The sequence below is a fragment of the Geodermatophilus obscurus genome (assembly GCF_900143215.1).
GTDB lineage: Bacteria > Actinomycetota > Actinomycetes > Mycobacteriales > Geodermatophilaceae > Geodermatophilus > Geodermatophilus obscurus_A.
The window spans coordinates 172,941-195,638 of the sequence record NZ_FRDM01000003.1 but is presented as its reverse complement, the minus strand read 5'-3'; the positions used below and the strand labels follow the sequence as shown (position 1 = coordinate 195,638).

Annotated in this window: 17 protein-coding genes; 10 read left to right on the top strand and 7 right to left on the bottom strand. The window is 74.2% G+C overall.

What is annotated here, in order from left to right:
- The first annotated feature begins 24 nt into the window (after positions 1-24).
- Genes BUB17_RS04860 through BUB17_RS04840 form a run of 5 tightly spaced genes read left to right on the top strand, consistent with a single transcriptional unit; the run spans position 25 to position 8,126 of the window.
- Entirely contained in the window at positions 25-3,759 is a 3,735-nt protein-coding gene (locus BUB17_RS04860; protein ID WP_072914237.1) for a nitrate reductase subunit alpha, read from the top strand.
- Positions 3,759-5,486, top strand: a complete 1,728-nt coding sequence (narH, locus tag BUB17_RS04855; RefSeq protein WP_072914234.1) for a nitrate reductase subunit beta — start codon at positions 3,759-3,761, stop codon at positions 5,484-5,486. Before BUB17_RS04860 ends, narH begins: the two co-directional genes overlap by 1 nt.
- Positions 5,483-6,163, top strand: coding sequence for a nitrate reductase molybdenum cofactor assembly chaperone (gene narJ / locus BUB17_RS04850; protein WP_072914231.1), 681 nt, complete (start codon positions 5,483-5,485; stop codon positions 6,161-6,163). The genes narH and narJ overlap by 4 nt, the downstream gene beginning before the upstream one ends.
- The gene (gene narI, locus BUB17_RS04845) at positions 6,160-6,900 is read left to right on the top strand and encodes a respiratory nitrate reductase subunit gamma (protein WP_072914228.1); all 741 of its coding nucleotides are present in this window, start codon (positions 6,160-6,162) and stop codon (positions 6,898-6,900) included. The genes narJ and narI overlap by 4 nt, the downstream gene beginning before the upstream one ends.
- The gene (locus tag BUB17_RS04840) at positions 6,897-8,126 is read left to right on the top strand and encodes an MFS transporter (RefSeq protein WP_244276928.1); all 1,230 of its coding nucleotides are present in this window, start codon (positions 6,897-6,899) and stop codon (positions 8,124-8,126) included. The genes narI and BUB17_RS04840 overlap by 4 nt, the downstream gene beginning before the upstream one ends.
- On the opposite strand, the gene BUB17_RS04835 is transcribed toward BUB17_RS04840, so the two are convergent.
- On the bottom strand, positions 8,123-9,496 hold the full coding sequence (locus BUB17_RS04835) for a DUF2254 domain-containing protein (protein WP_208983312.1): 1,374 nt from the start codon (positions 9,494-9,496) through the stop codon (positions 8,123-8,125). The genes BUB17_RS04840 and BUB17_RS04835 overlap by 4 nt on opposite strands.
- Positions 9,497-9,823: 327 nt before the next feature.
- Between BUB17_RS04835 and BUB17_RS04830 the strand changes: the two genes are divergently transcribed.
- Together BUB17_RS04830 and BUB17_RS04825 are read left to right on the top strand one after the other, a co-directional pair.
- Positions 9,824-10,744 carry a universal stress protein gene (locus BUB17_RS04830; protein ID WP_072914225.1) on the top strand — a complete coding sequence of 307 codons (921 nt, stop codon included), beginning with the start codon at positions 9,824-9,826 and terminating at the stop codon, positions 10,742-10,744.
- A gap of 168 nt (positions 10,745-10,912) precedes the next feature.
- Entirely contained in the window at positions 10,913-11,722 is an 810-nt protein-coding gene (locus tag BUB17_RS04825) for an inositol monophosphatase family protein (RefSeq protein WP_072914223.1), read from the top strand.
- Positions 11,723-11,929: 207 nt separating this feature from the next.
- Here BUB17_RS04825 and BUB17_RS04820 read toward each other — a convergent pair whose 3' ends face one another.
- On the bottom strand, positions 11,930-12,430 hold the full coding sequence (locus BUB17_RS04820) for a MarR family winged helix-turn-helix transcriptional regulator (protein ID WP_175561275.1): 501 nt from the start codon (positions 12,428-12,430) through the stop codon (positions 11,930-11,932).
- A 43-nt stretch (positions 12,431-12,473) separates the two neighbouring features.
- Between BUB17_RS04820 and BUB17_RS04815 the strand changes: the two genes are divergently transcribed.
- Positions 12,474-12,950: a YflT domain-containing protein gene (locus BUB17_RS04815; RefSeq protein ID WP_072914217.1), complete on the top strand. Its 477-nt coding sequence runs from the start codon at positions 12,474-12,476 to the stop codon at positions 12,948-12,950.
- Between the two features lie 148 nt (positions 12,951-13,098).
- Complete coding sequence (locus BUB17_RS04810; RefSeq protein ID WP_244276926.1) at positions 13,099-13,689, top strand: copper chaperone PCu(A)C domain-containing protein; 591 nt, start codon at positions 13,099-13,101, stop codon at positions 13,687-13,689.
- A gap of 17 nt (positions 13,690-13,706) precedes the next feature.
- Here BUB17_RS04810 and BUB17_RS04805 read toward each other — a convergent pair whose 3' ends face one another.
- Together BUB17_RS04805 and BUB17_RS04800 are read right to left on the bottom strand one after the other, a co-directional pair.
- Positions 13,707-15,062, bottom strand: a complete 1,356-nt coding sequence (locus BUB17_RS04805; RefSeq protein ID WP_072914215.1) for a glucose-6-phosphate dehydrogenase — start codon at positions 15,060-15,062, stop codon at positions 13,707-13,709.
- Entirely contained in the window at positions 15,059-16,903 is a 1,845-nt protein-coding gene (locus BUB17_RS04800; protein ID WP_072914212.1) for a glycoside hydrolase family 15 protein, read from the bottom strand. Before BUB17_RS04800 ends, BUB17_RS04805 begins: the two co-directional genes overlap by 4 nt.
- Before the next feature lie 295 nt (positions 16,904-17,198).
- On the opposite strand from BUB17_RS04800, the gene BUB17_RS04795 reads away from it, so the two are divergent.
- On the top strand, positions 17,199-17,852 hold the full coding sequence (locus BUB17_RS04795; RefSeq protein WP_072914209.1) for a trimeric intracellular cation channel family protein: 654 nt from the start codon (positions 17,199-17,201) through the stop codon (positions 17,850-17,852).
- Positions 17,853-17,862: 10 nt separating this feature from the next.
- Here the strand turns inward: BUB17_RS04795 and BUB17_RS04790 are convergent, their stop codons facing one another.
- From BUB17_RS04790 to BUB17_RS04780, 3 genes are all read right to left on the bottom strand, one after another.
- Positions 17,863-19,122: an amidohydrolase gene (locus BUB17_RS04790; RefSeq protein ID WP_072914207.1), complete on the bottom strand. Its 1,260-nt coding sequence runs from the start codon at positions 19,120-19,122 to the stop codon at positions 17,863-17,865.
- Between the two features lie 115 nt (positions 19,123-19,237).
- Positions 19,238-20,869 carry a phospholipase D-like domain-containing protein gene (locus tag BUB17_RS04785; RefSeq protein ID WP_072914204.1) on the bottom strand — a complete coding sequence of 544 codons (1,632 nt, stop codon included), beginning with the start codon at positions 20,867-20,869 and terminating at the stop codon, positions 19,238-19,240.
- A gap of 290 nt (positions 20,870-21,159) precedes the next feature.
- Complete coding sequence (locus tag BUB17_RS04780) at positions 21,160-22,635, bottom strand: MFS transporter (protein ID WP_208983311.1); 1,476 nt, start codon at positions 22,633-22,635, stop codon at positions 21,160-21,162.
- Between the last annotated feature and the right edge of the window lie 63 nt (positions 22,636-22,698).

The following is a 22,698-nucleotide window of genomic DNA, read 5'->3' as shown; positions in this document are numbered from 1 at the left end:
CACCCGCCGCCCGGGAGGAGCAGCGTGACCAGCACCCGCCGTCCCGAGGCCGGCCCGACCGACTCCGCAGCCGGCTTCGACAGCGGGCTCTCCGAGGCGCTGGTCCGCACCTCCCGCTTCTTCCGCAAGGGGGAGGTGAGCGCCGACCTGCGGTCGCTGCACCAGATCGGCGGCCGGGACGCCGACAGCTTCTACCGGGACCGCTGGGCGCACGACAAGGTCGTCCGCTCCACGCACGGGGTGAACTGCACCGGCTCGTGCTCGTGGAAGGTCTACGTCAAGGACGGGATCATCACCTGGGAGGCGCAGCAGACCGACTACCCGTCCACCGGGCCGGACCGGCCCGAGTACGAGCCCCGCGGCTGCCCCCGGGGCGCGGCCTTCTCCTGGTACACGTACTCGCCCACCCGCGTCCGCTACCCGTACGTCCGCGGCTCGCTGCTGCAGATGTACCGGGAGGCCAGGCAGCGCCTCGGGGACCCCGTGCTCGCCTGGGCCGACGTGGTCTCCGATCCGGTCCGGGCGCGCGTCTACAAGTCCGAGCGGGGCAGGGGCGGGCTGGTCCGGGCGAGCTGGGACGAGGCGACCGAGATGATCGCCGCCGCCCACGTGCACACCATCAAGGAGCACGGCCCCGACCGGATCGCCGGCTTCTCGCCGATCCCGGCCATGTCGATGGTGTCCCACGCCGCCGGCGCCCGGTTCATGTCGCTCATCGGCGCCCCGATGCTGTCGTTCTACGACTGGTACGCCGACCTGCCGGTCGCCTCCCCGCAGGTCTTCGGCGACCAGACCGACGTCCCCGAGTCCGGTGACTGGTGGGACGCGGCCTACCTCGTCCTGTGGGGCTCCAACGTGCCGGTCACCCGCACGCCCGACGCGCACTGGATGACCGAGGCCCGCTACCGCGGCCAGAAGGTCGTCGTGATGAGCCCCGACTACTCCGACGCCACCAAGTTCGCCGACGACTGGCTGGCTCCGCACCCGGGCACCGACGGCGCGCTCGCGATGGCGATGGGACACGTCGTCCTCAGGGAGTTCTTCGTCGACCGGCAGGTGCCGCGCTTCGTCGACTACGTCAAGCGCTACACCGACCTGCCGTTCCTGCTCACCCTGACCCCGCGCGGCGAGGACCCGGGAGCCGGGTACGCCCCCGGCAAGTTCCTCACCGCCGCCGACCTCGGCGACGTCGACGAGGGCGCGGAGTGGAAGACCGTGCTGGTCGACTCCCGCACCGACCGGCCGCACGTGCCGAACGGCACGCTGGGCGACCGGTTCACCGAGTCCGGCAAGGGCCGGTGGAACCTCGACCTGGGGGACGTCGACCCGCTGCTGAGCCTCTACGCCGAGGGCGCCGAGGGCGCCGAGGTCGCCCCGGTCGACCTGGCCCGCTTCGACACCCCGCGCGGCGAGGGCGCGGTGCTGCGGCGCGGGGTGCCGGTGCGGCGGATCGGCAAGCACCTGGTGACGACGGTGCACGACCTGCTGCTCGCCCAGTTCGGCGTGGCCCGCTCCGGGCTGCCGGGGGAGTGGCCGACCGGCCCGGACGACCCGACGCAGCCCTACACCCCGGCCTGGCAGGAGCAGTTCACCGGCGTCCCGGCCGCCGCCGCGGCGCGGATCGGACGGGAGTTCGCGCGGAACGCCGAGGAGTCGAACGGCCGCTCCATGATCATCATGGGCGCCGGGACCAACCACTGGTTCCACTCCGACACGATCTACCGGGCCTTCCTCACGCTCACCACGCTGACCGGCTGCCAGGGGGTCAACGGCGGCGGCTGGGCGCACTACGTGGGGCAGGAGAAGTGCCGGCCGGTCACCGGCTGGATGACGCTGGCGTCGGCACTGGACTGGGCGCGGCCGCCGCGGCAGATGATCCAGACCGCCTACTGGTACCTGCACACCGACCAGTGGCGTTACGACCGCACCACCCTCGACTCCTTCGCCTCACCGCTCGGCGAGGGCCGGTTCGCCGGCCGGGCCCCCGCCGACGTCCTCGCCCAGTCCGCGCGCATGGGGTGGATGCCGAGCCACCCGACCTTCGACCGCAACCCCCTCGACCTGGCCGACCAGGCAGCCGAGGCGGGCAGGGAGCCGGGCGAGTACGTGGTCGGGGAGCTGAGGGCCGGCCGGCTGCGGTTCGCCTGCGAGGACCCGGACGCCCCCGAGAACTGGCCGCGGGTGCTCACCGTCTGGCGGGCCAACCTGCTCGGCTCGTCGGCGAAGGGCAACGAGTACTTCCTCGAGCACCTGCTGGGCACCGACTCCAACCTGCGGGCGACCGAGGCCTCGCCCGGGGCGCGGCCCCGGGACGTCGTCTGGCGGGACGAGGCACCCCGCGGGAAGTTGGACCTGCTGCTGGCGCTGGACTTCCGGATGACCAGCACCACGGTCTTCGCCGACATCACGCTGCCCGCGGCCACCTGGTACGAGAAGCACGACCTCAACACCACGGACATGCACCCGTACGTGCACTCGTTCAACCCGGCGATCGCGCCGCCGTGGGAGACCCGCACCGACTTCGACGCGTTCGGCACCATCGCCCGCCAGTTCAGCCGGCTGGCCGCGCACCACCTGGGCGTCCGCAGGGACCTCGTCGCCGTGCCGCTGCTGCACGACACCCCGGACGAGACGGCCAACCCGCGGGGCGTCGTCCGGGACTGGAAGGCGGGGGAGTGCGACCCCGTGCCGGGCCGCACGATGCCGAGGTTCGTCGTCCAGGAGCGGGACTACGGCGCGGTCGCGCAGAAGTGGGCCGCGCTCGGGCCGCTGGTCGAGGAGCTGGGCCTGCAGGTCAAGGGCGTGACGACGAAACCGGACGAGGAGGTGGAGTACCTGCGGCACCGCAACGGCGTCGTCCGCGACGGCGTCGCGGAGGGGCGGCCGGCGCTCGCCCGCGACGTGCACTGGTGCGAGACGATCCTGGCCCTGTCCGGGACGACGAACGGCCGGCTGGCCACCCAGGGTTTCCACGTCGCCGAGGAGCGCACCGGAACCCGGATGGCCGACCTCGCCGCCGAGCACGAGGGCAAGCTCATCACCTTCGCCGACACCCAGTCGCGGCCGACGCCGGTCATCACCTCGCCGGAGTGGTCGGGCAGCGAGCACGGCGGGCGCCGGTACTCGCCGTTCACCATCAACGTCGAGCGGCTCAAGCCCTGGCACACGCTGACCGGGCGGATGCACTTCTTCCTCGACCACGACTGGATGACCGAGGCCGGCGAGAACCTGCCGGTGTTCCGCCCGCCGCTTGACATGACCGCGCTCTACGGCGAGCCGCGGATCGGCGAGGTCAGCGACCTCGGCGTCGCGGTGCGGTACCTGACCCCGCACAACAAGTGGTCGATCCACTCGGAGTACCAGGACAACCTGTTCATGCTCTCGCTGTCCCGCGGCGGGCCGACGATCTGGATGAGCACCCAGGACGCAGCGAAGGTCGGGGTGCGGGACAACGACTGGATCGAGGCGGTCAACCGCAACGGGGTGATCGTCGCCCGGGCCATCGTCTCGGCGCGGATGCCCGAGGGGACCGTGTACATGTACCACGCCCAGGACCGGCTGATCGACGTCCCGCGGTCGGAGACCACCGGCAGGCGCGGCGGGATCCACAACTCCGGCACCCGGCTGTTCCTCAAGCCGACCCACCTCATCGGCGGCTACGCGCAGCTGTCCTTCGCCTTCAACTACCTGGGCCCCACCGGCAACCAGCGCGACGAGGTCACGGTCATCCGCCGCCGCAACCAGGAGGTGACGTACTGATGCGCGTCATGGCCCAGATGGGCATGGTCATGAACCTCGACAAGTGCATCGGGTGCCACACCTGCTCGGTGACGTGCAAGCAGGCGTGGACCAACCGCGCCGGCGTCGAGTACGTCTGGTTCAACAACGTCGAGACCCGGCCCGGGCAGGGCTACCCACGCACCTACGAGGACCAGGACAGGTGGAAGGGCGGCTGGGAGGTCGGCCGCAACGGCAGGCTGAGCCTGCGCACCGGCAGCCGGCTCAAGCGGCTGCTGACGATCTTCTCCAACCCGATCCAGCCCTCGATCGACGACTACTACGAGCCCTGGACCTACGACTACGAGACGCTGACCAACGCGCCGGTGCAGGAGCACACCCCGGTCGCGCGGCCGCGCTCGCTGTTGAGCAACGAGCCGATGAAGGTCGAGTGGAGCGCCAACTGGGACGACGACCTCGGCGGCGCCCCCGAGCTCACCCAGGCCGACCCGGTGCTGCGGAAGATCTCGGCCCAGGTCAAGCAGCAGTTCGAGCAGACGTACATGTTCTACCTGCCGCGCATCTGCGAGCACTGCATCAACCCGTCGTGCGCGGCGTCCTGCCCGTCGGGGGCGATCTACAAGCGGACCGAGGACGGCATCGTGCTGGTCGACCAGGACCGCTGCCGCGGCTGGCGGATGTGCGTGACCGGCTGCCCGTACAAGAAGGTCTACTTCAACCACCGCACCGGCAAGGCGGAGAAGTGCACCTTCTGCTTCCCGCGGGTCGAGGTCGGCATCCCGACGGTCTGCTCGGAGACCTGCGTGGGGCGGCTGCGCTACATCGGGATCGTCCTGTACGACGCCGACCGGGTGCTCGAGGCGGCGTCGACGCCGGACGAGGAGGACCTCTACGACGCGCAGCGGTCGCTGATCCTCGACCCGCACGACCCGGAGGTGATCCGGGCCGCCCAGCAGGCCGGCATCCCGCGGGACTGGATCGACGCGGCGCAGCGCTCGCCGATCCACGCGCTGATCAACCGCTACGAGGTCGCCCTGCCGCTGCACCCGGAGTACCGGACCATGCCGATGGTCTGGTACATCCCGCCGCTGTCGCCGGTCGTCGACGCGCTGACCGCGACGGGGCACGACGGGGAGGACGTCGGCAACGTCTTCGGGGCCATCGAGTCGCTGCGGATCCCGGTCGAGTACCTCGCCGAGCTGTTCACCGCCGGCGACACCGAGCGGGTCACCGGCGTGCTGCGCCGGCTCGGGGCGATGCGGTCCTACATGCGCGACCTCAACCTCGGCCGCCCGGCGGACGAGTCGATCGCCGCCGCGGTCGGGATGACCGGTCGTGACATCCAGGATCTGCACCGGCTGCTCGCCGTCGCCAAGTACGACGAGCGCTACGTCATCCCGACCGCGCACGCCGAGCAGGGCCCGGAGATGGAGGAGCTCGACACCGGCTGCTCACTGGACTACGAGGGCGGCCCGGGGATGGGGGGCTGGGGACCGTTCGGCGAGACCTCGGGCGGGGTCACGCCGATCGCGGTGGAGAACTTCCACATGCTCGCCCGCCGGCAGACGACCGACACCCTGGCCGCTCCGGGGGACAGGGACCAGCGGGTCAACCTGCTCAACTGGGACGGCAAGGGATCGCCGGAGGGGCTGTTCCCGCCCCGCCCCGACGAGCGGGAGGGCCTGCACGGCCCGGACGGCGGAGGCGTGGGCCCCGACTCGCCGAGCGCGACGGAGCCCAGGCCGTGAGGCGGCAGGTCGCCTCCCCGGCCCACCTCGCCACGGCCCGCCAGGTCGCGTCCCTGCTGCTGGGGTACCCGGACGGGGAGCTGCTGGACCGGCTGCCGCTGCTGCGGGCCGTGACCGCGCCGCTGCCGGCCGGGCTGGCCGGGCCGCTGTTGCGGTTCCTCGACCACCTGGAGACCACGCCGCCGGCCGACCTGCAGGCCGACTACGTCGCGACCTTCGACCTGCGTCGCCGGTGCAGCCTCTACCTGACCTACTACGCCCACGGGGACACCCGGCGGCGCGGGATGGCGCTGCTGCAGGTCAAGCACCTGTACGGCCGGGCCGGGATGCAGCTGGCCGACGGGGAGCTGCCCGACCACCTCGCCGTCGTCCTGGAGTTCACCGCCACCGGGGACGCGGCCCGTGGTGAGCGGCTGCTGACCGAGTACCGGGCCGCCCTGGAGCTGATCCGGTTGGCGCTGGAGGAGCGGCGCTCGCCCTGGGCCGCGGTGCTCCAGGCCGTCTCGGCGACCCTCCCGCCGGTCGCCGCGGCCGACCGGGAGGCAGTCCTGCGGCTGGCCCAGCAGGGTCCGCCGACCGAGGAGGTCGGCCTCGACCCGTACGGCACGACGCCGTTCGCCCCGCCCGAGTACATGCCCTCGCCCGTCGCCGGCGCGCCGACCGGAGCTCCTCGATGAACGTCCTCGACATCCTGCTGTGGGTCGTCCTGCCCTACGTCAGCCTGGCCGTCTTCGTCGTCGGTCACTACTGGCGCTACCGCTACGACAAGTTCGGCTGGACGACGCGGTCCACCCAGCTCTACGAGCGCCGACTGCTGCGCTGGGGCAGCCCGCTGTTCCACTTCGGCATCCTGTTCGTGCTCGTCGGGCACATCGTCGGACTCGGCATCCCGAAGTCTTGGACGAACGCCGTCGGGCTGTCCGAGGAGGCCTACCACGCCGTCGCCATCGGGATCGGCGCCATCGCCGGCTTCTGCACCCTCGCGGGCCTCGCCGTCCTGATCTACCGGCGCCGCACCGTGGGACCGGTTTTCTCCGCCACGACCAGGAACGACAAGTTCATGTACGTCGTGCTCACCGCGACGATCCTGTTCGGCCTGAGCAACACCGTGCTGGGCGCGCTGGGTCACGAGGGTGCCGACTACCGGGACACCGTCTCGCCGTGGTTCCGGAGCATCTTCTTCTTCCAGCCGCAGCCGGAGCTGATGAGCCAGGCCGGCCTGGGCTTCCAGCTGCACGCCCTCTCGGCGCTCGTGCTCTTCGCGATCTGGCCCTTCACCCGGCTGGTGCACGTCTTCAGCGCGCCTCTCGGGTACCTCACCCGGCCCTACATCGTGTACCGCAGCCGCGACCAGCAGCTGGGCGCGCGAACGCCCGCCCGCGGCTGGGAGCGGGCGGGAGGTGGTCGGCGGTGAGCGGCGCGAGCGCCGGCCGGACGACGACCACGGCGGCCGTGCCGCGCGAGGCGTGGCGGATGCTGGCCGTCGCCACCGTCGGCTTCGCGATCAACTTCTGGGCCTGGGCGCTGGTCAGCCCGCTGGGCGCCTTCTACAGCGAGGCCCTCGGGCTCAGCGCGCTGGAGAAGTCGTTGCTCGTCGCCGTCCCGGTCGTCGTGGGGTCGCTCGGCCGCATCCCGGTCGGCGCCCTCACCGACCGCTTCGGCGCGCGCGTCATGTTCCCGGTGGTCAGCGCGCTGACCATCGTGCCGGTGCTGTTCATCGGCTACGTGGCCAGCGACTCCTACCCGCTGATGCTGCTCGGCGGCTTCGTGCTCGGCCTGGGCGGCACGACGTTCGCGATCGGCGTCCCGCTGGTCAACGCCTGGTTCCCGCCGGCCAAGCGCGGAACGGCGCTGGGCGTCTTCGGCGCGGGCATGGGCGGCACCGCCATCTCGGCCTTCAGCACCGTGCAGCTGCGCCGGTCCGTCGGCCTGGAGTTCCCGTTCACGCTGGTCGCCGTCCTGCTCGCGGTCTACGCCGTCGCCTCCTGGCTGCTGCTCCGGGACGCACCGGACCGGCCGTCCTCGCCGGGTGGCGGCGTGGTGCGCAGGACGTGGGAGACGTTCCGGCTGCCGGTCACCCTGCAGATGTCGTTCCTCTACGCGGTCGGCTTCGGCGGGTTCGTCGCCTTCAGCGTCTACCTCCCGACCTACCTGCGCGACGCGTTCGGACTGGATGCGGGCGATGCCGCCCTGCGCACCGCCGGCTTCGTGGTCCTCGCCGTGGTGATGCGCCCGGTCGGTGGCTGGCTGTCCGACCGGCTGCACCCGGTGCCGGTGCTGGCGGCCTGCTTCACGGTGGTGACCGTCTTCGCCGCGGTGTCGGCGCTCGAGCGCCCGCTGCAGCCGATCGGGACCCTCGCCTTCCTCGCCATGGCGGCGGCGCTCGGCGCGTCGTCCGGGGCCGTGTTCGCCCTCGTCGCGCTCGCCGCCCCTCCCGGCGAGGTCGGCGCGGTGACCGGCATCGTGGGTGCCGCCGGCGGGTTGGGCGGCTTCGCCCCGCCGCTGGTGATGGGCCTCGTCTACGGCTGGACGGGGAACTACCGGCCCGGGCTGTGGCTGCTGTCGGCGACGGCGCTGATCGCCGCCGTCTACACCGCCCGGGGCATGCGCACCGTGGGACGGGCCGTCTCCTCGACCTAGCGGACCTGCGCGCCGGCGGCCCCGTCGTCACCGCGCCCGCCGGCGTCGTGGTCGGCCGGGTCCCGGGGCGCGTGCGCGATGGTCTCCAGCCGGGCGAGGTCCTCCGGGTGCAGCCCGGCCTGCCGGACGGCATCCAGCAGGCGGTCGCTGTGGCTCTGCAGCACCGGCACCAGCTCGGGCCGCCGGCTGCCCTCGGCGTGCAGCGCGAGCATGCGCAGGACCCGCAGCAGCGTGGCGACCACCTGGCTCTGGGACGGCGCCGCCTGGCGGAGCTGGTCGAAGGCGTGCGCGACGTACTCGTCGTGCGACAGGTCCCACGGCCGCAGCAGCACCCGGCCCTCCGCCCCGGCCACGGTCCGGGGTGGCAGCTCGGTGTCGAACAGCTTGCGCAGCAGGCTGCCCAGCCGCAGCGTGACCTCGACGGCGGTGGTCGGGTCGTTGATCGCCGAGCTGAGCGCCCGCAGCCCGATGTCGACGAGCTGCCGGATCACGAAGTCGACGTCCTCCTGCATCGTCCGGGTGTTGGCCACCACCACGGTGGCGGCCAGCCTGTCCCGCGCCGCCTCGGCGTCGGCCGGCACCGGCCAGAGGGTGACCAGCGGCTCGCCCTCGTGCACGTAGGCGCCGTTGCGGGTCTCGAACCGCACCGTGGTGCCCGGCGGGACCGCCGCGAGCATCCGGTCGCTGGGCGCCTGCGTCACCCACCCGTCCCGTGGCGCCGGTACGAGGAGGCCGCCCCTGGGGTCGGGTGACCTGACGTCGGGCCCCGGGTGCTCGCCGAGCGACCCCTGCACCATCGCGTCGATCACCTGCTCGCCCTCGCCCGCGATGCTCCGTGCCACCTCGCCGACCTGCAGGCCGCGGGCGAGGTGGTCCAGGTGCGCGACGATGAGCAGGACCGTGGTGACGGTCAGCACGACGGCGACGGTCAGGGAGATCCGGGGCCCCGGTGCCGTCGCCTCCCCGCTGATGTGCCGCAGCGTCAGCACGCTGTACACGAAGGTGGCGATGAGCAGGCCGATCACCACCTGGCTCAGCCGGTCCCGGATGAACGAGCGCATCACCCGGGGCGAGAACTGGCTGCTCGCCAGCTGCAGGCTCACCACCGTCAGCGAGAACACGACGCCGGCGGTGGTGATCGTCGCGCCGGCGACGGTGCTGAGCAGCCAGGTGGCTGCGTTGCTGTTGATGTCCAGGGTCAGCGGGATGGACCGCTCGCTGCTCAGTGCCTGGTCGAGCGCCGCGGTCGCCTCCGCCAGACCGGCGCCGACGAGCACGATGATCGCGGGGAGGAAGAAGAGGCTCTCCCGGAACCGGTAGAAGGCCGCCGCGATCCGCAACTCCGGCAGCGGCCTGGGCCGCCTGCTCACCCGGCCGCCCCCCTGGTCCACCGCATCGGCGGTCCGTCCCGGGCGACGAGGGCAGAGGTGGTGCCGTCGGCGTCGAGCGCGTGGTGCTCGATGGGCAGGGGCCCGTCGACGCGGGACGGCGGTCGACCTGGCATGCCGCACCGGTCCTCTGTTCATCGGCTCGTCGGGAGGTGCCTGCCCGCCACCCGGTGTCCTCAACCGCTCGGCACCGACGCCCGCACGACCTCTCCGCGTCATGCAGGGGATCCGGCGCGCTCGTCGGGGTAGAGGTCGGCCGGACGGGACCGCGGACCGCGGACCTCGGAGTTGCCCGCGGAGGGAGCACGGATGGACGAGGTGGTGACGACCGACGAGGTCGTGGTGGGGGTGGACGGTTCGGACGGCGCGCGCACCGCCCTCGCCTGGGGCCTCCGGGAAGCGCAGCTGCGCGGAGCAGCGGTCCGGCCGGTCACCGTCTGGCCGGAGGACCAGCCGCCGCACGCCCACGAGGGCGGGATCGGCCGGCCGAGCATCGCCGACTTCGAGCAGGACGTGCGGTCGAGGATGAGCGCCGAGGCCGCCGAGGTCGCGGCGGCCACGGGGTGCCAGGCCGTCCCGGTCCGCCCGGAGGTGCGGTACGGGCAGTCGGCCCAGCAGCTGGTCGACACCGCCGGCGGGGGGCTGCTGGTGCTCGGCTCCCGTGGCCGGGGCGGCCTGCGTGGTGCCGTCTTGGGCTCGGTCAGCCAGCAGTGTGCCCAGCACGCCCGGGGACCGGTGGTCGTCGTGCGCGACGACCCCACCACGCACGGCGCCGTCCTGTGGCAGGGAACCGCCAGCCGGGTCCTGGTCGGTGTCGACGGCTCGGCCGGCTCGGTCGCCGCACTGCGGTTCGCCGCGGCGGAGGCCCGGCTGCGCGGCGGCGAGCTGCACGTGGTGCACGCCTGGACGGACACCGTGTCCGGCTACGGCGGTGCTCCGTGGGCGCGGCCGGTCACCACGCTGCGGGAGGAGGCCGACACCACCCTCCGGCAGAGCCTGCAGGACGCGTGGCGGAACGGGTCTCCCGGTGTCCAGGTCCGCGCGGAGACCATCGAGGGCGTCGAGTGGGACGTCCTGACCGAGGTCGCCGACGCGGCCGACCTGCTCGTGGTCGGGTCGCGCGGGCGAACCGGCTGGTCGAGCCTCCTCCTGGGGTCGGTCAGCCTGCGCTGCATCACGTACGCCCCGTGCCCCGTGGCGGTGGTCCGCGCGTCCCGGGCCGAGGGGTGAACCGTCCGATCCAGCGCTCCTCGGTCGTCCAGGTCCGACCCGGCTGTCCGTCCGGGCCGGGTGGGACCCGTCGTCCAGCGGTGTGCGCACTGCGCTCCGCTGCGATGATGCTCGCTCAGTCGGCTTCGCTGGGAGGCCGGGGAGTCCACCGTGACCTGGTGATCGCTCATGACGTGCGGTGACGCCCAGCCGAGGCCGACCTCGGCGGGTCCGGACGGCGGGCTCCGGGACACCGCTGTCGAAGCCGTGCGGGCCGGGGCGCTCGCCGTCCGGGACGTCCTGGCCGGTGGGCGGTTCGACGTGCGCGGGAAGTCCGCCAGTCACGATCTCGTGACCGACGCCGATCGAGCCTCGGAGCGGGCGGTGCTCGCCGTGCTGCGCAACCAGCGTCCCGATGACGCCGTACTGGCCGAGGAGAGCGGCGTCCACGAGGGGAGGTCCGGTGTCCGTTGGCTGGTCGACCCGCTCGACGGAACCACGAACTTCGTCCACGGACGCCGCGACCACGCCGTGTCGGTGGCCGCAGAGATCGGTGGCGACTTCATCGCTGCCGCGATCCACCGGCCGAGCGACGGCGAGTGGGCGGCAGCCGGCAGCGGTGACCTCATCGGGAGCGCAGACGTCGTGGGGATCACGGCACCACCGGACCTCCGACGCGCCCTGGTCGGCGTCGGGTTCCCCTACGACCTCGAACTGCGCATGCAGGCGCTCTCGTCTCTCGGCCGTCTGATCCCCGCCATCCGGGACTTCCGGAGGATCGGCTCCGCTGCCTGCGACACGCTCGCCCTCGTCCAGGGCCGGCTGCACGTGTTCGTCGGCTTCGGCTTGGCCGAGTGGGACACGGCGGCAGCACGGGCGATCGTCCCTGCGGCAGGCGGGGTCTGCGCCGACCTCACGACAGCACGTGGCCTGACCGCCTTCGTCGCCGGAGCGGACAGCGTCGTGGATGCCGTCGTGAGGCTCGTCCGTGAGGGGTGAGGGTGCACGGCGCGCGGACGGTGCTCCGCAGGGGGTGGAGCTGCGGGTACGACGACTGCTCCCCGAGGCGCGGTAGGGCATCGGTCCGTTCCGGTGCGGCTGGCCGCTCACGGATCGCTCCGTCCACGCGGTCGTAGGACCCCGCTGGGCGTCCCGGCCCGGTGTCTCCTCGGCTGCGCCCGGGCGGGGACCCCGCTCCGCCGTTGATCACCGGGCCCGCGGGCCGGGGCCGAGGTCGTCGGCGAACCGCGACACCAGCCGGGCGAGGTCGCGCCGGTCGGCCGGGTCCCAGTCGGCCAGCAACCCGGCGAGCACGCGGGCGCCCTGGCGACTCACGTCGCGGTGCAGGAGGCGCCCGGCGTCGCTGGCGCTGACCAGCACGGCTCGGGCGTCGGAGGGGTCGGCGCGGCGGACGACGAGCCCCCGGTCGGCGAGCCGGCGCAGCTGGACGGTCACCGTCGACTTGTCCACCCCCTGCCAGGTGGCGATGTCGCCCATGCGGACCGGCCCGGAGCGGACGATGCCGTCGAGCAGCCACAGGTCGGTGGGGGAGAGCCCGGCCGCGGCAGGGCCGGCCAGCTCCCGCGCCACCGCCTCGCGCGAGGCCCACCGCAGCAGCTTCGTCAGTGCCGCGTGCAGGTCGACGTGCTCGACGGACACCTCGGTCGGGGAGCTCGCGCAGTGGGGAACACCCCGGTCCTCTGCCACGTTGGTGAGAGTAGACCAACTAATTCCTGGAGGGGAGATCGACATGACCATCGACCAGCGCACCGTGTCCGCTCCGGGGGTCCGGCTCCTGACCCTGGCCCGGTTCGACGCCTACGCCCGGGCCGCGCACCTCGTCGACCGGCTGTCCGACGCCGGGTTCCCGGTCGAGCACACCCGCATCGTCGGCAACGGCCTGCGCAGCGTGGAGGCCGTGACCGGCCGGCTCACCAAGGGCCGCGCCGCCCTCTACGGCGCCGGGACCGGCGCCTGGTTCGGCCTCTTCATCGCCCTGCTCTTCGCGATCTTCACGCTCGGGCCGGTCTGGTGGGGCGTCCTGGGCACCACCGTGCTGCTCGGCGCGTTGTTCGGCGCGATCGCCGGCTTCCTCGGGCACTGGGTGACCGGTGGACGCCGGGACTTCAGCAGCGTCAGCGCGCTGGAGGCCGCCGAGTACGAGGTGCAGGTGGACGCCGGCCGGTACGAGGAGGCCCTGCGGCTGGCCGGGGACGCGCTCCGCTGACCCCGGTCCCCGGTGCCGGGCCGCGGCGGGGACCTCGCCGCGGCCGGGCGCGCGAGGGGATCGCGGTGTCCGGCCCGGCCCCGTGTCGGTGCGCCCTGCAGGGGTAACCCCGTCCGATCTGCACCCGACCGTCGAGAGGTGGACCCACGTGACCGGAGCCGTCCTGGGACGTCGCCGCAGCACACCGGGCGTCGGTGCGGCCGGAGGACCTCGGCGCCGTGCCGGTGCGGTGCTCGGCGCGCTGCTGGCCGCGCCCGCCGTGCTGGCCGGCTGCGGGGCCGACGAGCAGCCGGCCGTGCCGGTCGGTGGCCCCGGCGTGGAGGCATCGATCGGCGACGTGGAGCTGCGCAACATCCGGCTGGACAACCCACCGGCGGGCATCTACGAGGTCGGGTCGGCCGCGCTCCTCGGGGTGGCGATGGTCAACGGCGGGACCGAGGACGACCAGCTCGTCGGGGTGTCCGGTCCGGACTTCACCGGCGTGGTGGTGGACGAAGGCGACATCACCACGAACCCGTCGGTGACCATCCCGGCGGGGGAGACGGTGTTCACCGACGGGCCCGAGGGGCCGGTCGTGGTCCTGGCACAGATCGACGAGACGCTGCGCAGCGCGGAGTCCCTGCCGGTGACGTTCACGTTCGAGCGGGCCGGCGAGGTCACGGTGGACGCCCCGGTGAGCGCGCCGCTGCGGTTGAGCCTCGACCGCTGGCTGCGGGAGCAGGCGGCCGAGCCCGACTGACGTTCCCGACCGGTCGCTCAGTCGGCCGGTCCCGCCGATCCGGCCCGGTACTCCCGCAGCGGGACCTCGCCGGTGGCCCAGGCGGCCAGGATCGGCTCGACGATGCGCCAGCTCTCCTCGGCCTCGACGTCGCTGATCGACAGGGTCGTGTGCCCGGCCAGCAGTTCGCGCAACAGGATCCCGTAGGCCGGCAGCTCCTGCCGGGGCAGGTCGACCTCCAGCACCTGGCGCTCGAGGTCGAAGGGGTCGCCGGCGCCGTTGAGGTTGAGCTCCAGGGCGATCCCGTCGGGCTCCAGGCGCATGCGCAGCACGCCGGGCTCGGGCTGGCCGGTGCCGAAGGGCAGGTGGGGGACCGGCTTGAAGTGGACGGCGATCTCCCGCCGGTCGGTCCCCAGGGCCTTGCCGGTGCGCAGCCGGAACGGCACCCCGGCCCAGCGCCAGTTGTCGACGGTGACGGTGAACTCCGCGTAGGTCTCGGTGTCGCGCGACGGGTCGACGCCCGCCTCGGCGGTGTAGTCCGGCAGCCGGCGCCCGCCGACGGAGCCCGCGGTGTACCGGGCGCGGACCGTGTCGCGCGCCATGTCCGCGGGCGGGTGGACGGCGCGCAGGACGTCGGCCTTGTGCGCGGGGAAGGTGGTGTCGTCGATGGCGTGCGGCGGCTCCATCGCCACCAGCGCGAGCAGCTGCAGCAGGTGGTTCTGCAGCATGTCGCGCAGTGCCCCCGCCGTGTCGTAGTAGCCGGCCCGCCCCTCCAGGGCGAGCGCCTCGTCGAAGACGATCTCGACCCGGTCGACGTGGGCGCCGTTCCACACCGGCTCGAACAGGCGGTTGGCGAAGCGCAGCCCCAGCAGGTTGAGCGCGGTCTGCATGGCCAGGAAGTGGTCGATGCGGAAGACGGCGTCCTCGGGCACCAGCCGGTGCAGCACCTCGTTGAGCGCGCGGGCGTCGGCGAGGTCGCGGCCGAACGGCTTCTCGACGACGACCCGGGCGCCGTCGGGCAGGCCCACCTCGACCAGCGCCTCGAGGGTCGGGTGGAAGACCGTGTTGGGCAGCGCCAGGTAGACGACCGGCGCGCCGGACACCTGCTCCAGCGCCGCGCGCAGCTGTCCGGCGTCGGTGACGTCGCCGCGGCTGTAGTGCAGGCGGGCGACCAGGCGCTCCCGGACCCGCTCGTCGACCTCCGGAGCGTGGGCGGCCAGCCGGGCACGGGCCCAATCGCGGTAGGCGTCGTCGTCCCAGTCGTCCTGACCGATCGCGCGCACCCCGACGTCCTCGGCGAGACCGCCGGTGGCGGTCAGGGCGGCGAGCGAGGGCAGCAGCAGCCGGCCGGTCAGGTCACCGGAGCCGCCGAGGACCACCAGGGAGCGCCTCACCGCCGGGCCTCCTCGGCGCGGGCCAGAGCCCAGCCGCTGGAGACGACCCCGACGTGGCTGAACGCCTGCGGGAAGTTGCCGAGGAAGGCGCCGCTGCCCGGGTCCACCTCCTCGGCCAGCAGCCCCAGCTCGGTGGCCCGCCCGCACAGCGACGCGTACAGCTCGTGCGCCTCCTCGAGGCGGCCCTGCCAGGTGAGGTTGTCCACCAGCCAGAAGCTGCAGAGCAGGAAGGCGCCCTCCTGACCGGGCAGCCCGTCGGGCGACTCGGTGTGCAGGTACCGGTACAGCAACCCGTCCCCGGCGCTCAGTTCGCGGCACACCGCCTCGACCGTGGAGACCATCCGCGGGTCGTCGGCGGCGACCACCCGGCGCAGCGGCAGCGCCAGCAGCGACCCGTCCAGACCGCCGTGTCCCTTCCCCTCGGCGTCGGCCAGGTGCTCGGTGAAGGTCCTGCGGTCGGGGTCCCAGGCCCGGTCGAGCAGGGTGGCCCGCATCCGGTCGAGCTCGGCGCGCCAGCGCTCCCGGGGATGGGGCAGGCTCCGGGCCTCGGCGATGCGCAGCGCCCGGTCGACGGCCACCGAGCACAGCGCGACCGAGTAGGTGAAGGGCCGACCGGTGCTGCGGATCTCCCACGGGCCGGCGTCAGGGGTGTCCCACCGCTCCGTGGCCTGGTCGGTGAGCCGGCTCAGCAGCTGCCACAGGTGCTCGGTCATCTCCCCGCCGGAGCGCACCCACTGGTAGGCCACGTCGAGCAGCTCACCGTAGACGTCGTGCTGCCGCTGGCCGGCCGCGCCGTTGCCCCAGCGGACCGGCGCCGAGCCCCGGTATCCGGCCAGCGCGGCGTCCTCCCACTCGGTGGAGGGCTGCCCGCCGTCGAGGGTGTACATGATGCTGACCCGGCCGTCGCGCTCGGCGTTGGTCAGCGTCCAGGCCAGGAACGACTCCGACTCGGCCGTCATGCCGATGCGGCGCAGCGCGTAGGTGGAGAAGGCCGCGTCGCGCACCCAGGTGTAGCGGTAGTCCCAGTTGCGCACGCCACCGATCACCTCGGGCAGCGAGGACGTCGCCGCGGCCATCAGCGCGCCGGTGGGGTGGTGGTCGAGCAGCTTCAGGGTCAGCGCCGAACGTCGGACCAGGTCCGCCTGCGGCCCCTCGTACCGCAGCCGGCCGGCCCAGTGGCGCCAGGCGGCCGCGGTGCGTTCCACCAGCTGGTTCGGGTCGCTGCGGTACAGCACCCGGGTGTGCCCCGACCAGTGCAGAGCGACGGTCAGCTGCTCCCCGGCGCGCAGGGTCACCCGGCCGCCGATCGCGCCGTCCCGGGCCGGCGCCAGGTCGTGCGAGCACCACAGCAGCAGGTGCAGCTGCGGACGGGCCGACCACGAGATCCGCCAGGCCCCACCCTCCCGGGTGACCGACACCGGGTCCAGCGGCGCGAGCCGGACGTCGACCTCCACCGTGCCGCTGACCACCCGCGCCAGCCGCAGGAGCTCACCGCGACCGGAGGGCACCAGCTCGTCGAGGTCGGCGCCCGAGCGCAGCGTCATGGCGTCGGTCACCTCCAGCACGCCCTCGGGGCCGTGCAGCTCGGTGACCAGGACGCCGGTGTCCTCGACGTAGCGCTGCCCGGCCTCGCGGAGGTCCACCGGGGCGACGGTGAAACTGCCACCGCGCTCGGGGTCGAGCAGCCCGGCCAGGAACGGCCGGCTGTCGAAGTCGGGCAGGCAGAGCCACGGGATCGACCCGTCGCGAGCCACCAGCGCGCACGTCGCGCCGTCGCCGATCAGTCCGTGGTCCTCGATGGGCAGGGCGCCGTCGATGCGGGTCAGCGGGCGGGTCGGCACGGCGGCAGGCTCCTCCGGTCACGTGGACGGCCACCGCTGCCTGCCCGTCCGGAGGTGGTTCGAACCCCGGGGCTGCCCGCACCCGGTGCCGACGTGCTGCCGGACACCGCCGCGGGGATCCGGTGTGCGGGGGCGACGCGGACCCCCGGTGCGAAGCGAGCGCGGGAGCGCCGGCCGGGCGGCGGGCCGGGTGCCGGGTCGCTGTCCGGGCGCCGCCCCCGGACCTGCGCACGCCGTACGGACGCCGCGCCGGGCAGGGGACGGCCCCGGTCACCGCCCCTGGTAGAACCGCCGGATGACGACGGGGATCCCGGCGCTGCTCGCCCTGGACCTCCTGGGCACCTTCGCCTTCGCCCTCAACGGCGCGCTGACCGCGTTGCGCGTGGCCCGGCTGGACATCGTCGGCGTCGTCACCCTCGGCATGATCACCGCGCTCGGCGGCGGCATCATCCGCGACGTCCTGCTCGACGTCCCGCCGGTCACCTTCAACGACTGGCGCTACCTGGCCGTCGCGGCCGGCGGTGGCCTGATCGCCTTCGTCTTCGGCCGGTACCTCGACCGGCTGAACACACCCATCACCGTGCTGGACGCCGCCGGCCTGAGCCTGTTCGCCGTCACCGGGGCCGGCAGGGCGCTCGAGCTGGGCCTGGGCCCGGTCCAGGCGGTCCTCCTCGGCGCGCTCACCGGGGTGGGGGGCGGCACGTTGCGTGACGTCATGGTCCGGCAGGTCCCGTCGGTGCTGAGCAGCGGGCTCTACGCCATCCCCGCCCTGATCGGGGCCACGGCCACCGTCGTGCTGACCCTGCTCGACGTCCACGGCCCGGCCACCGCGGTCGGCGCGGCGGTGCTGTGCTTCGGCATCCGCATGGTCGGTGTCCACTACGACCTGGACGCACCGATGCCCCCCCGGGCCTTCGATCCGCGGCCCGACGACGACGGACCGCGCTGACCGGCGGTCGCTACGCGGCCAGCCAGGCCAGCGCGGCCACGACCAGCGCCTGGGTGCCGGTGTCGAGGGTCGGCTGGACGACCGGCGCGAAGGCGGCGGAGTGGTTGACCGGGACGTCCTGGGCGACCCGGCCGGCCGCCTCGGCCGCGTCGTACACCTCGGCGTCGATCCCGCCGACGAACCAGTAGGTGTAGGGCACGCCCAGGGCGGTCGGGATGTCGCTGAAGTCCTCGCTGGCCGACTGCCGGCCGGCCGGCCCGGCCCGCTCGCCGAAGAAGTCCTCGAACGCCGCGGCCACCCGCTCGGTGGTTCCGGCGTCGTTGTCGGTGAGCGGGAAGCGGTCGAACAGCTCGAATGCCGGCTCCCGCGGGCAGCCGGACGCCTGGCACTCCGCCCGCACGATCCGCTCGACGGCGTCCGGGACCCTGCGGCGGGTCGCGTCGTCGAACGTGCACACGTTGAGCTGCAGCGTGGCCCGGTCCGGGATGACGTTGCTCTTCGTCCCGGCCTGGATGCTGCCGACCGTCAGCACCGCGGTCTCGGTCGGCGCGACCTCGCGGGAGACGACGGTCTGCAGCCGGACGACGATCATCGCGGCCAGGACCACGGGGTCGACGGCAGCCTGCGGCATCGAGCCGTGGGCGCCGCGCCCGTGCACGGTGATCCGCATGCTGTCGGCCGCGGACAGCACGGCGCCGGCGTGCGTGCCCACCTGCCCGGCGCGTCCCGCCACCACGTGCTGGGCCAGGGCCACCTGCGGGGTCGGGACGAGGTCCGCGAGCCCGGCGTCGACCATGCCCCTGGCGCCGTCGCCGGTCTCCTCCGCGGGTTGGAAGAGGGCGACCAGGGTGCCGCTCCAGTGCTGCGTGCCCTCGGCGAGCAGCTGCGCGGCCCCGGCCAGGCAGGCCACGTGCGCGTCGTGGGCGCAGGCGTGCATCACCGGCACCTCGTCGCCGTCGCCGTCGGCGTCGGGACCGGTGACCTGGCTGGCGTAGGGCAGCCCGGTCGCCTCGCGCACGGGGAGGGCGTCCATGTCCGCCCGCAGCAGCACCGTCGCGCCGTCCCCGTTGCGCAGCACGCCGACCACCCCAGTGCCGCCCACCTGCTCGTGCACCTCGAAGCCGGCGCCGCGGAGCCGGCCGGCCACCAGGCCCGCGGTCCGGGTCTCCTGGTGCGAGAGCTCCGGGTGGCGGTGGACGTCCCGGTACAGCTCCTCCTGCCACGGCCTCGTCCGCTCCAGGCCGGCGAGGACGGACGAGACGGCGGTCATGGTCCACTCCGATCCGGGGACGGACGGCCGGGCAGCTCCCCGCGCCAGTGTGCGCGCGGGTCGCCGTCCGCGCCCCGCCCGGCCGGCACCCCCCGGCGCGGCCCGGAGGCGGTCCTCACAGCTCGTGCCGGAGGCGCATCGACCACGGGCGGCCGTCCGGGTCGTAGGCCAGGCCGTACACCGGGGTGACCAGGGCGCGGGGCAACCACCCGCCACCGGTCCGCCGGGGGTGGGCGCGCACCTGGCCGGGCGGACGGGGACCGCGGCGGCCGTCGTCGTGCCAGGCGTCCAGGTCGGCGGCGGCCCGGCGCATCGTCCCGGCTGCCTCCCCGAGGTCGAGCAGGTCGGTGTCGTCACCGTCGGTCCGGCCGAGGTGCTCGCGCATCAGGGCCAGCCGGAGCTCGCGTGCGAAGGCCCGTGCGCCGTCGCCCAGCCCGCCGGGGTCGAGCGGCCGGCGGCCGTCCCGCTGCTCGTCGAGGACGGCGGCGGTGAGCTCCGAGTCGTGGGTCCAGGACCGCCGGTTGAGGTTGGCGCTGCCCACGGCGGCCCACACGTCGTCGACGACGCAGACCTTGGCGTGCACGTAGACCGGGCGGCCGGCCTCGTTCTCCAGGTCGAACAGCTGCACCCGGTCCCCGCCGGCCGCCAGCACGGTCTTCCAGGCGGTGTTCTGCCCGAGCAGGGACGCGGGGAAGTCCAGGCCGCCCTCCCGGTCGACGTACCGGGGCACGACGGCGACCAGGCGCAGCGTGGGGGAGCGGCGCAGCGCGGCGGCGAAGATGCGCGCGACGTCGCGTGACCAGAGGTACTGGTCCTCGACGTAGACCAGCCGGCGAGCCCGGGCGAGGGCTTTGGCGTAGCCCCGGGCCACGCTGCGCTCGCCGTCCGGCGCGAACGGGTACCGGGGCCGCCGCCGGGGGTAGGTGCGCAGCAGCTGGACCGTGCAGGTGCCTGCCGGGTCCGGCGGCGGCGCGGGCGGCGGGAGGGGACCGGGCGCGCGGTCGATCCCGTGCAGCCGGTCGGGGACGGTGTGCCAGGGCCACCGGGTCGGCGGAGCCGGATCGGTCCACCGCTGCCGGAACACCGTCTCGACGTCGCGGACGGCGGGGCCGCGCACCTGCAGCTGGACGTCGTGCCAGGCCGGGGTCGGGCCGTACACCCGGGCGAAGGACCGGGCCTGCGGGTCCCCTCGGTGTCCGGCGCCGTCGCGCCGGGAGCGGGCCGTGTCGATGCCCCCGACGAACGCCAGCTCGTCCGCGCCACCGTCGCCGGTCACCACGACGGACTTCTGGTGGTGGGAACCCAGCGGCCGCACCCGCTGGTCGAGCAGCACGCGGCCGCCTGCGGCCGTCACCGCCCGGGCCAGGGCCCGGTTCGCCTCCAGGGTGTAGCCGAGCGCCTCGGGGTGCGAGCGCCACAGCAGCCCGCGCACCAGCGCCCCGCGGCGTGCCGCCGCGACCAGCGCGGCGGCCAGCGGCGGTCCGCCGTCGTCGAGCAGCTCCTCGGCCTCGGCACGCCAGCCGGTGAACAGGACGGCGTCCCCCTGCCCCGTGCGCGCCAGGGCCTCGGCCAGCACCGGCAGGTAGCTGCGGCCGTCCACCAGGGCGCGCACCGCGTTGCCCTCGCGCCAGGCCGGCAGCCCGGCGTGCTCGTTGCCCCGCTGTGCGGAGGAGAGCAACCACGGGTGCCCGCCGCGCAGTTCCCGCGCCCAGCGTGGCTCCCGCCGGGAGCCAGGCGACCTGGGCATGACCGCGAACCACCCCTCGTCCTCCCCGCACCCACCGCCCGCCCGGGGCCGGCCTGGTCCTCGGTGCCGCTACCCCTGCCCGAGCCCGGGCACACCGCCGGCGACGAGGCGGGGGTGCGCCCCCCGTGGTCAGCCGGGCAGCTGCCGCGGGCGGTGCGTCCGGTCAGCTGTCGGTGAGGGGCACGGTGGAATGCTGGCCGCGCTGCCTGCGCTCGTGCCGACCGCTCGCCCGTGCCGCCGGGATCCGGCGTCCGGGGCCGACCTGTCGTGCGTCCGTGGCTGCCGACCCGCTACCGGGTCCGGTGGGCGAGCAGGTCGCCCGGCTCCAGGGCCAGCGCGGCGGGCGCCGTCCGGCGGGCCGCCTGCGCGTGCCGAGCGTCCGCCGTCGGCACGACCAGCGTGAGCAGTGCGCCGAGGACGGCCAGCGCGGTCAGCACGGAGAAGATGGCGTTGAGCGCCATGCCGGAGGCGACGAGGAGGCCGCCGATGAGCGGACCGCCGATGCCGCCGAGCCGGCCGAACCCGGCGCACCAGGCGACCCCCGCGCTGCGCACGTTCGTGCGGTAGTAGGTCGCGACGAAGCCGTAGATGAGGATCTGGGTCCCGCTCGTCCCCAGGCCCACGACCGCGACGAACGCCAGGTGCACCCCCAGCGGGAGGCCCACGGTCAGCAGCACGATCGCCGCTGCTCCCAGCGCGAAGGACGCGGCCACCACCCGCTTGGGCCCGAACCGGTCGGCGAACCGGGAGGCGGCCAGCGCGCCCAGGACCGCACCGCCGTTGAGGACCAGCAGGAAGGCCAGCGACCCGTTGGTGGAGAAGCCGGCGCGGCCCCTCAGCTCGGGCAGCCAGGTGTTGAGCGTGTAGACCAGCAGAAGGCCGGTCGCGCTGAGCAGGCCCAGCAGCAGGTACGTGCGGCCGGCCAGCCCGGCGAAGCCCGCACGGCCCTCGGCGACCGGGTCGGGAACACGGGGGCCCTCGGTGCCCGGCACGGCGAGCGACACCCCGGTCCGCGCCGCGACGGCCCGCGCCTCGTCCAGGCGTCCCCGCGACGCCAGCCAGGCCGGCGACTCGGGCATCTTGAGGAAGGCGAGCGGGAGCAGCGTCACGAGGGGCAGTGCGCCGATCCAGAACATCCCCCGCCAGCCGATGACGTCCAGCAGCAGGATGGCCAGCAGCGCAGCGAGCAGGCTGCCCAGCGGTACCCCCGAGTAGGAGATCGCGTTGGCCAGGTTCTTCTTCCCCGCGGGTGCGAACTCGGCGACCAGCGCCCCGGTGGTGGCGACCAGCGCGCCGACCCCGATGCCGGTGAAGAAGCGGAGCAGGCCGAAGGTCGTCGCGGTGGTGGCCAGCGCGGTGAGCGCCATGCCGACGGAGAACCACGCGTAGGCGGTGAGCATGACCTTCCGCCGGCCGATGACGTCGGCCACGCTCCCGGCCAGCAAAGCGCCGACGAGCACGCCGATCAGCGCGTAGCTGCCCAGCGCGCCGGCCAGGGCCGGCGTCACCTCGCCGATGTGACCGGGATCGCGCAGGAAGAGCGGGACGACGGTCCCGTAGACGACCAGGTCGTAGCCGTCGAAGACCAGGCCGACCGTGGCCAGCGAGACGATCCAGGTGACCGACCGGCGACGGAGAGCGTCCTGGCGGACGGCTCCGTCCTGTGTGGGGTGATGCCACTGCTGTTCTCCTCGGGACGGGCCCTGGCGCGGGACGGCCGGGTGGCCGTGGCAGGGCAGGGGGCACCCGGCGACCGACGTCGCCACGGGTGAGGGGAGGGGGGACGCGCCGGGCGGAGGTGTCGACGCCCGGCGGCCTGGTGGTGCGGT

Excerpts from the sequence above, each read along its gene's own strand:
- narH (WP_072914234.1), top strand. The coding sequence starts at position 3,759 with ATGCGCGTCATGGCCCAGATGGGCATGGTCATGAACCTCGACAAGTGC.
- narI (WP_072914228.1), top strand. The coding sequence starts at position 6,160 with ATGAACGTCCTCGACATCCTGCTGTGGGTCGTCCTGCCCTACGTCAGC.
- BUB17_RS04830 (WP_072914225.1), top strand. The coding sequence starts at position 9,824 with ATGGACGAGGTGGTGACGACCGACGAGGTCGTGGTGGGGGTGGACGGT.
- BUB17_RS04825 (WP_072914223.1), top strand. The coding sequence starts at position 10,913 with ATGACGTGCGGTGACGCCCAGCCGAGGCCGACCTCGGCGGGTCCGGAC.
- BUB17_RS04815 (WP_072914217.1), top strand. The coding sequence starts at position 12,474 with ATGACCATCGACCAGCGCACCGTGTCCGCTCCGGGGGTCCGGCTCCTG.
- BUB17_RS04795 (WP_072914209.1), top strand. The coding sequence starts at position 17,199 with ATGACGACGGGGATCCCGGCGCTGCTCGCCCTGGACCTCCTGGGCACC.
- BUB17_RS04790 (WP_072914207.1), bottom strand. The coding sequence starts at position 19,122 with ATGACCGCCGTCTCGTCCGTCCTCGCCGGCCTGGAGCGGACGAGGCCG.
- BUB17_RS04785 (WP_072914204.1), bottom strand. The coding sequence starts at position 20,869 with ATGCCCAGGTCGCCTGGCTCCCGGCGGGAGCCACGCTGGGCGCGGGAA.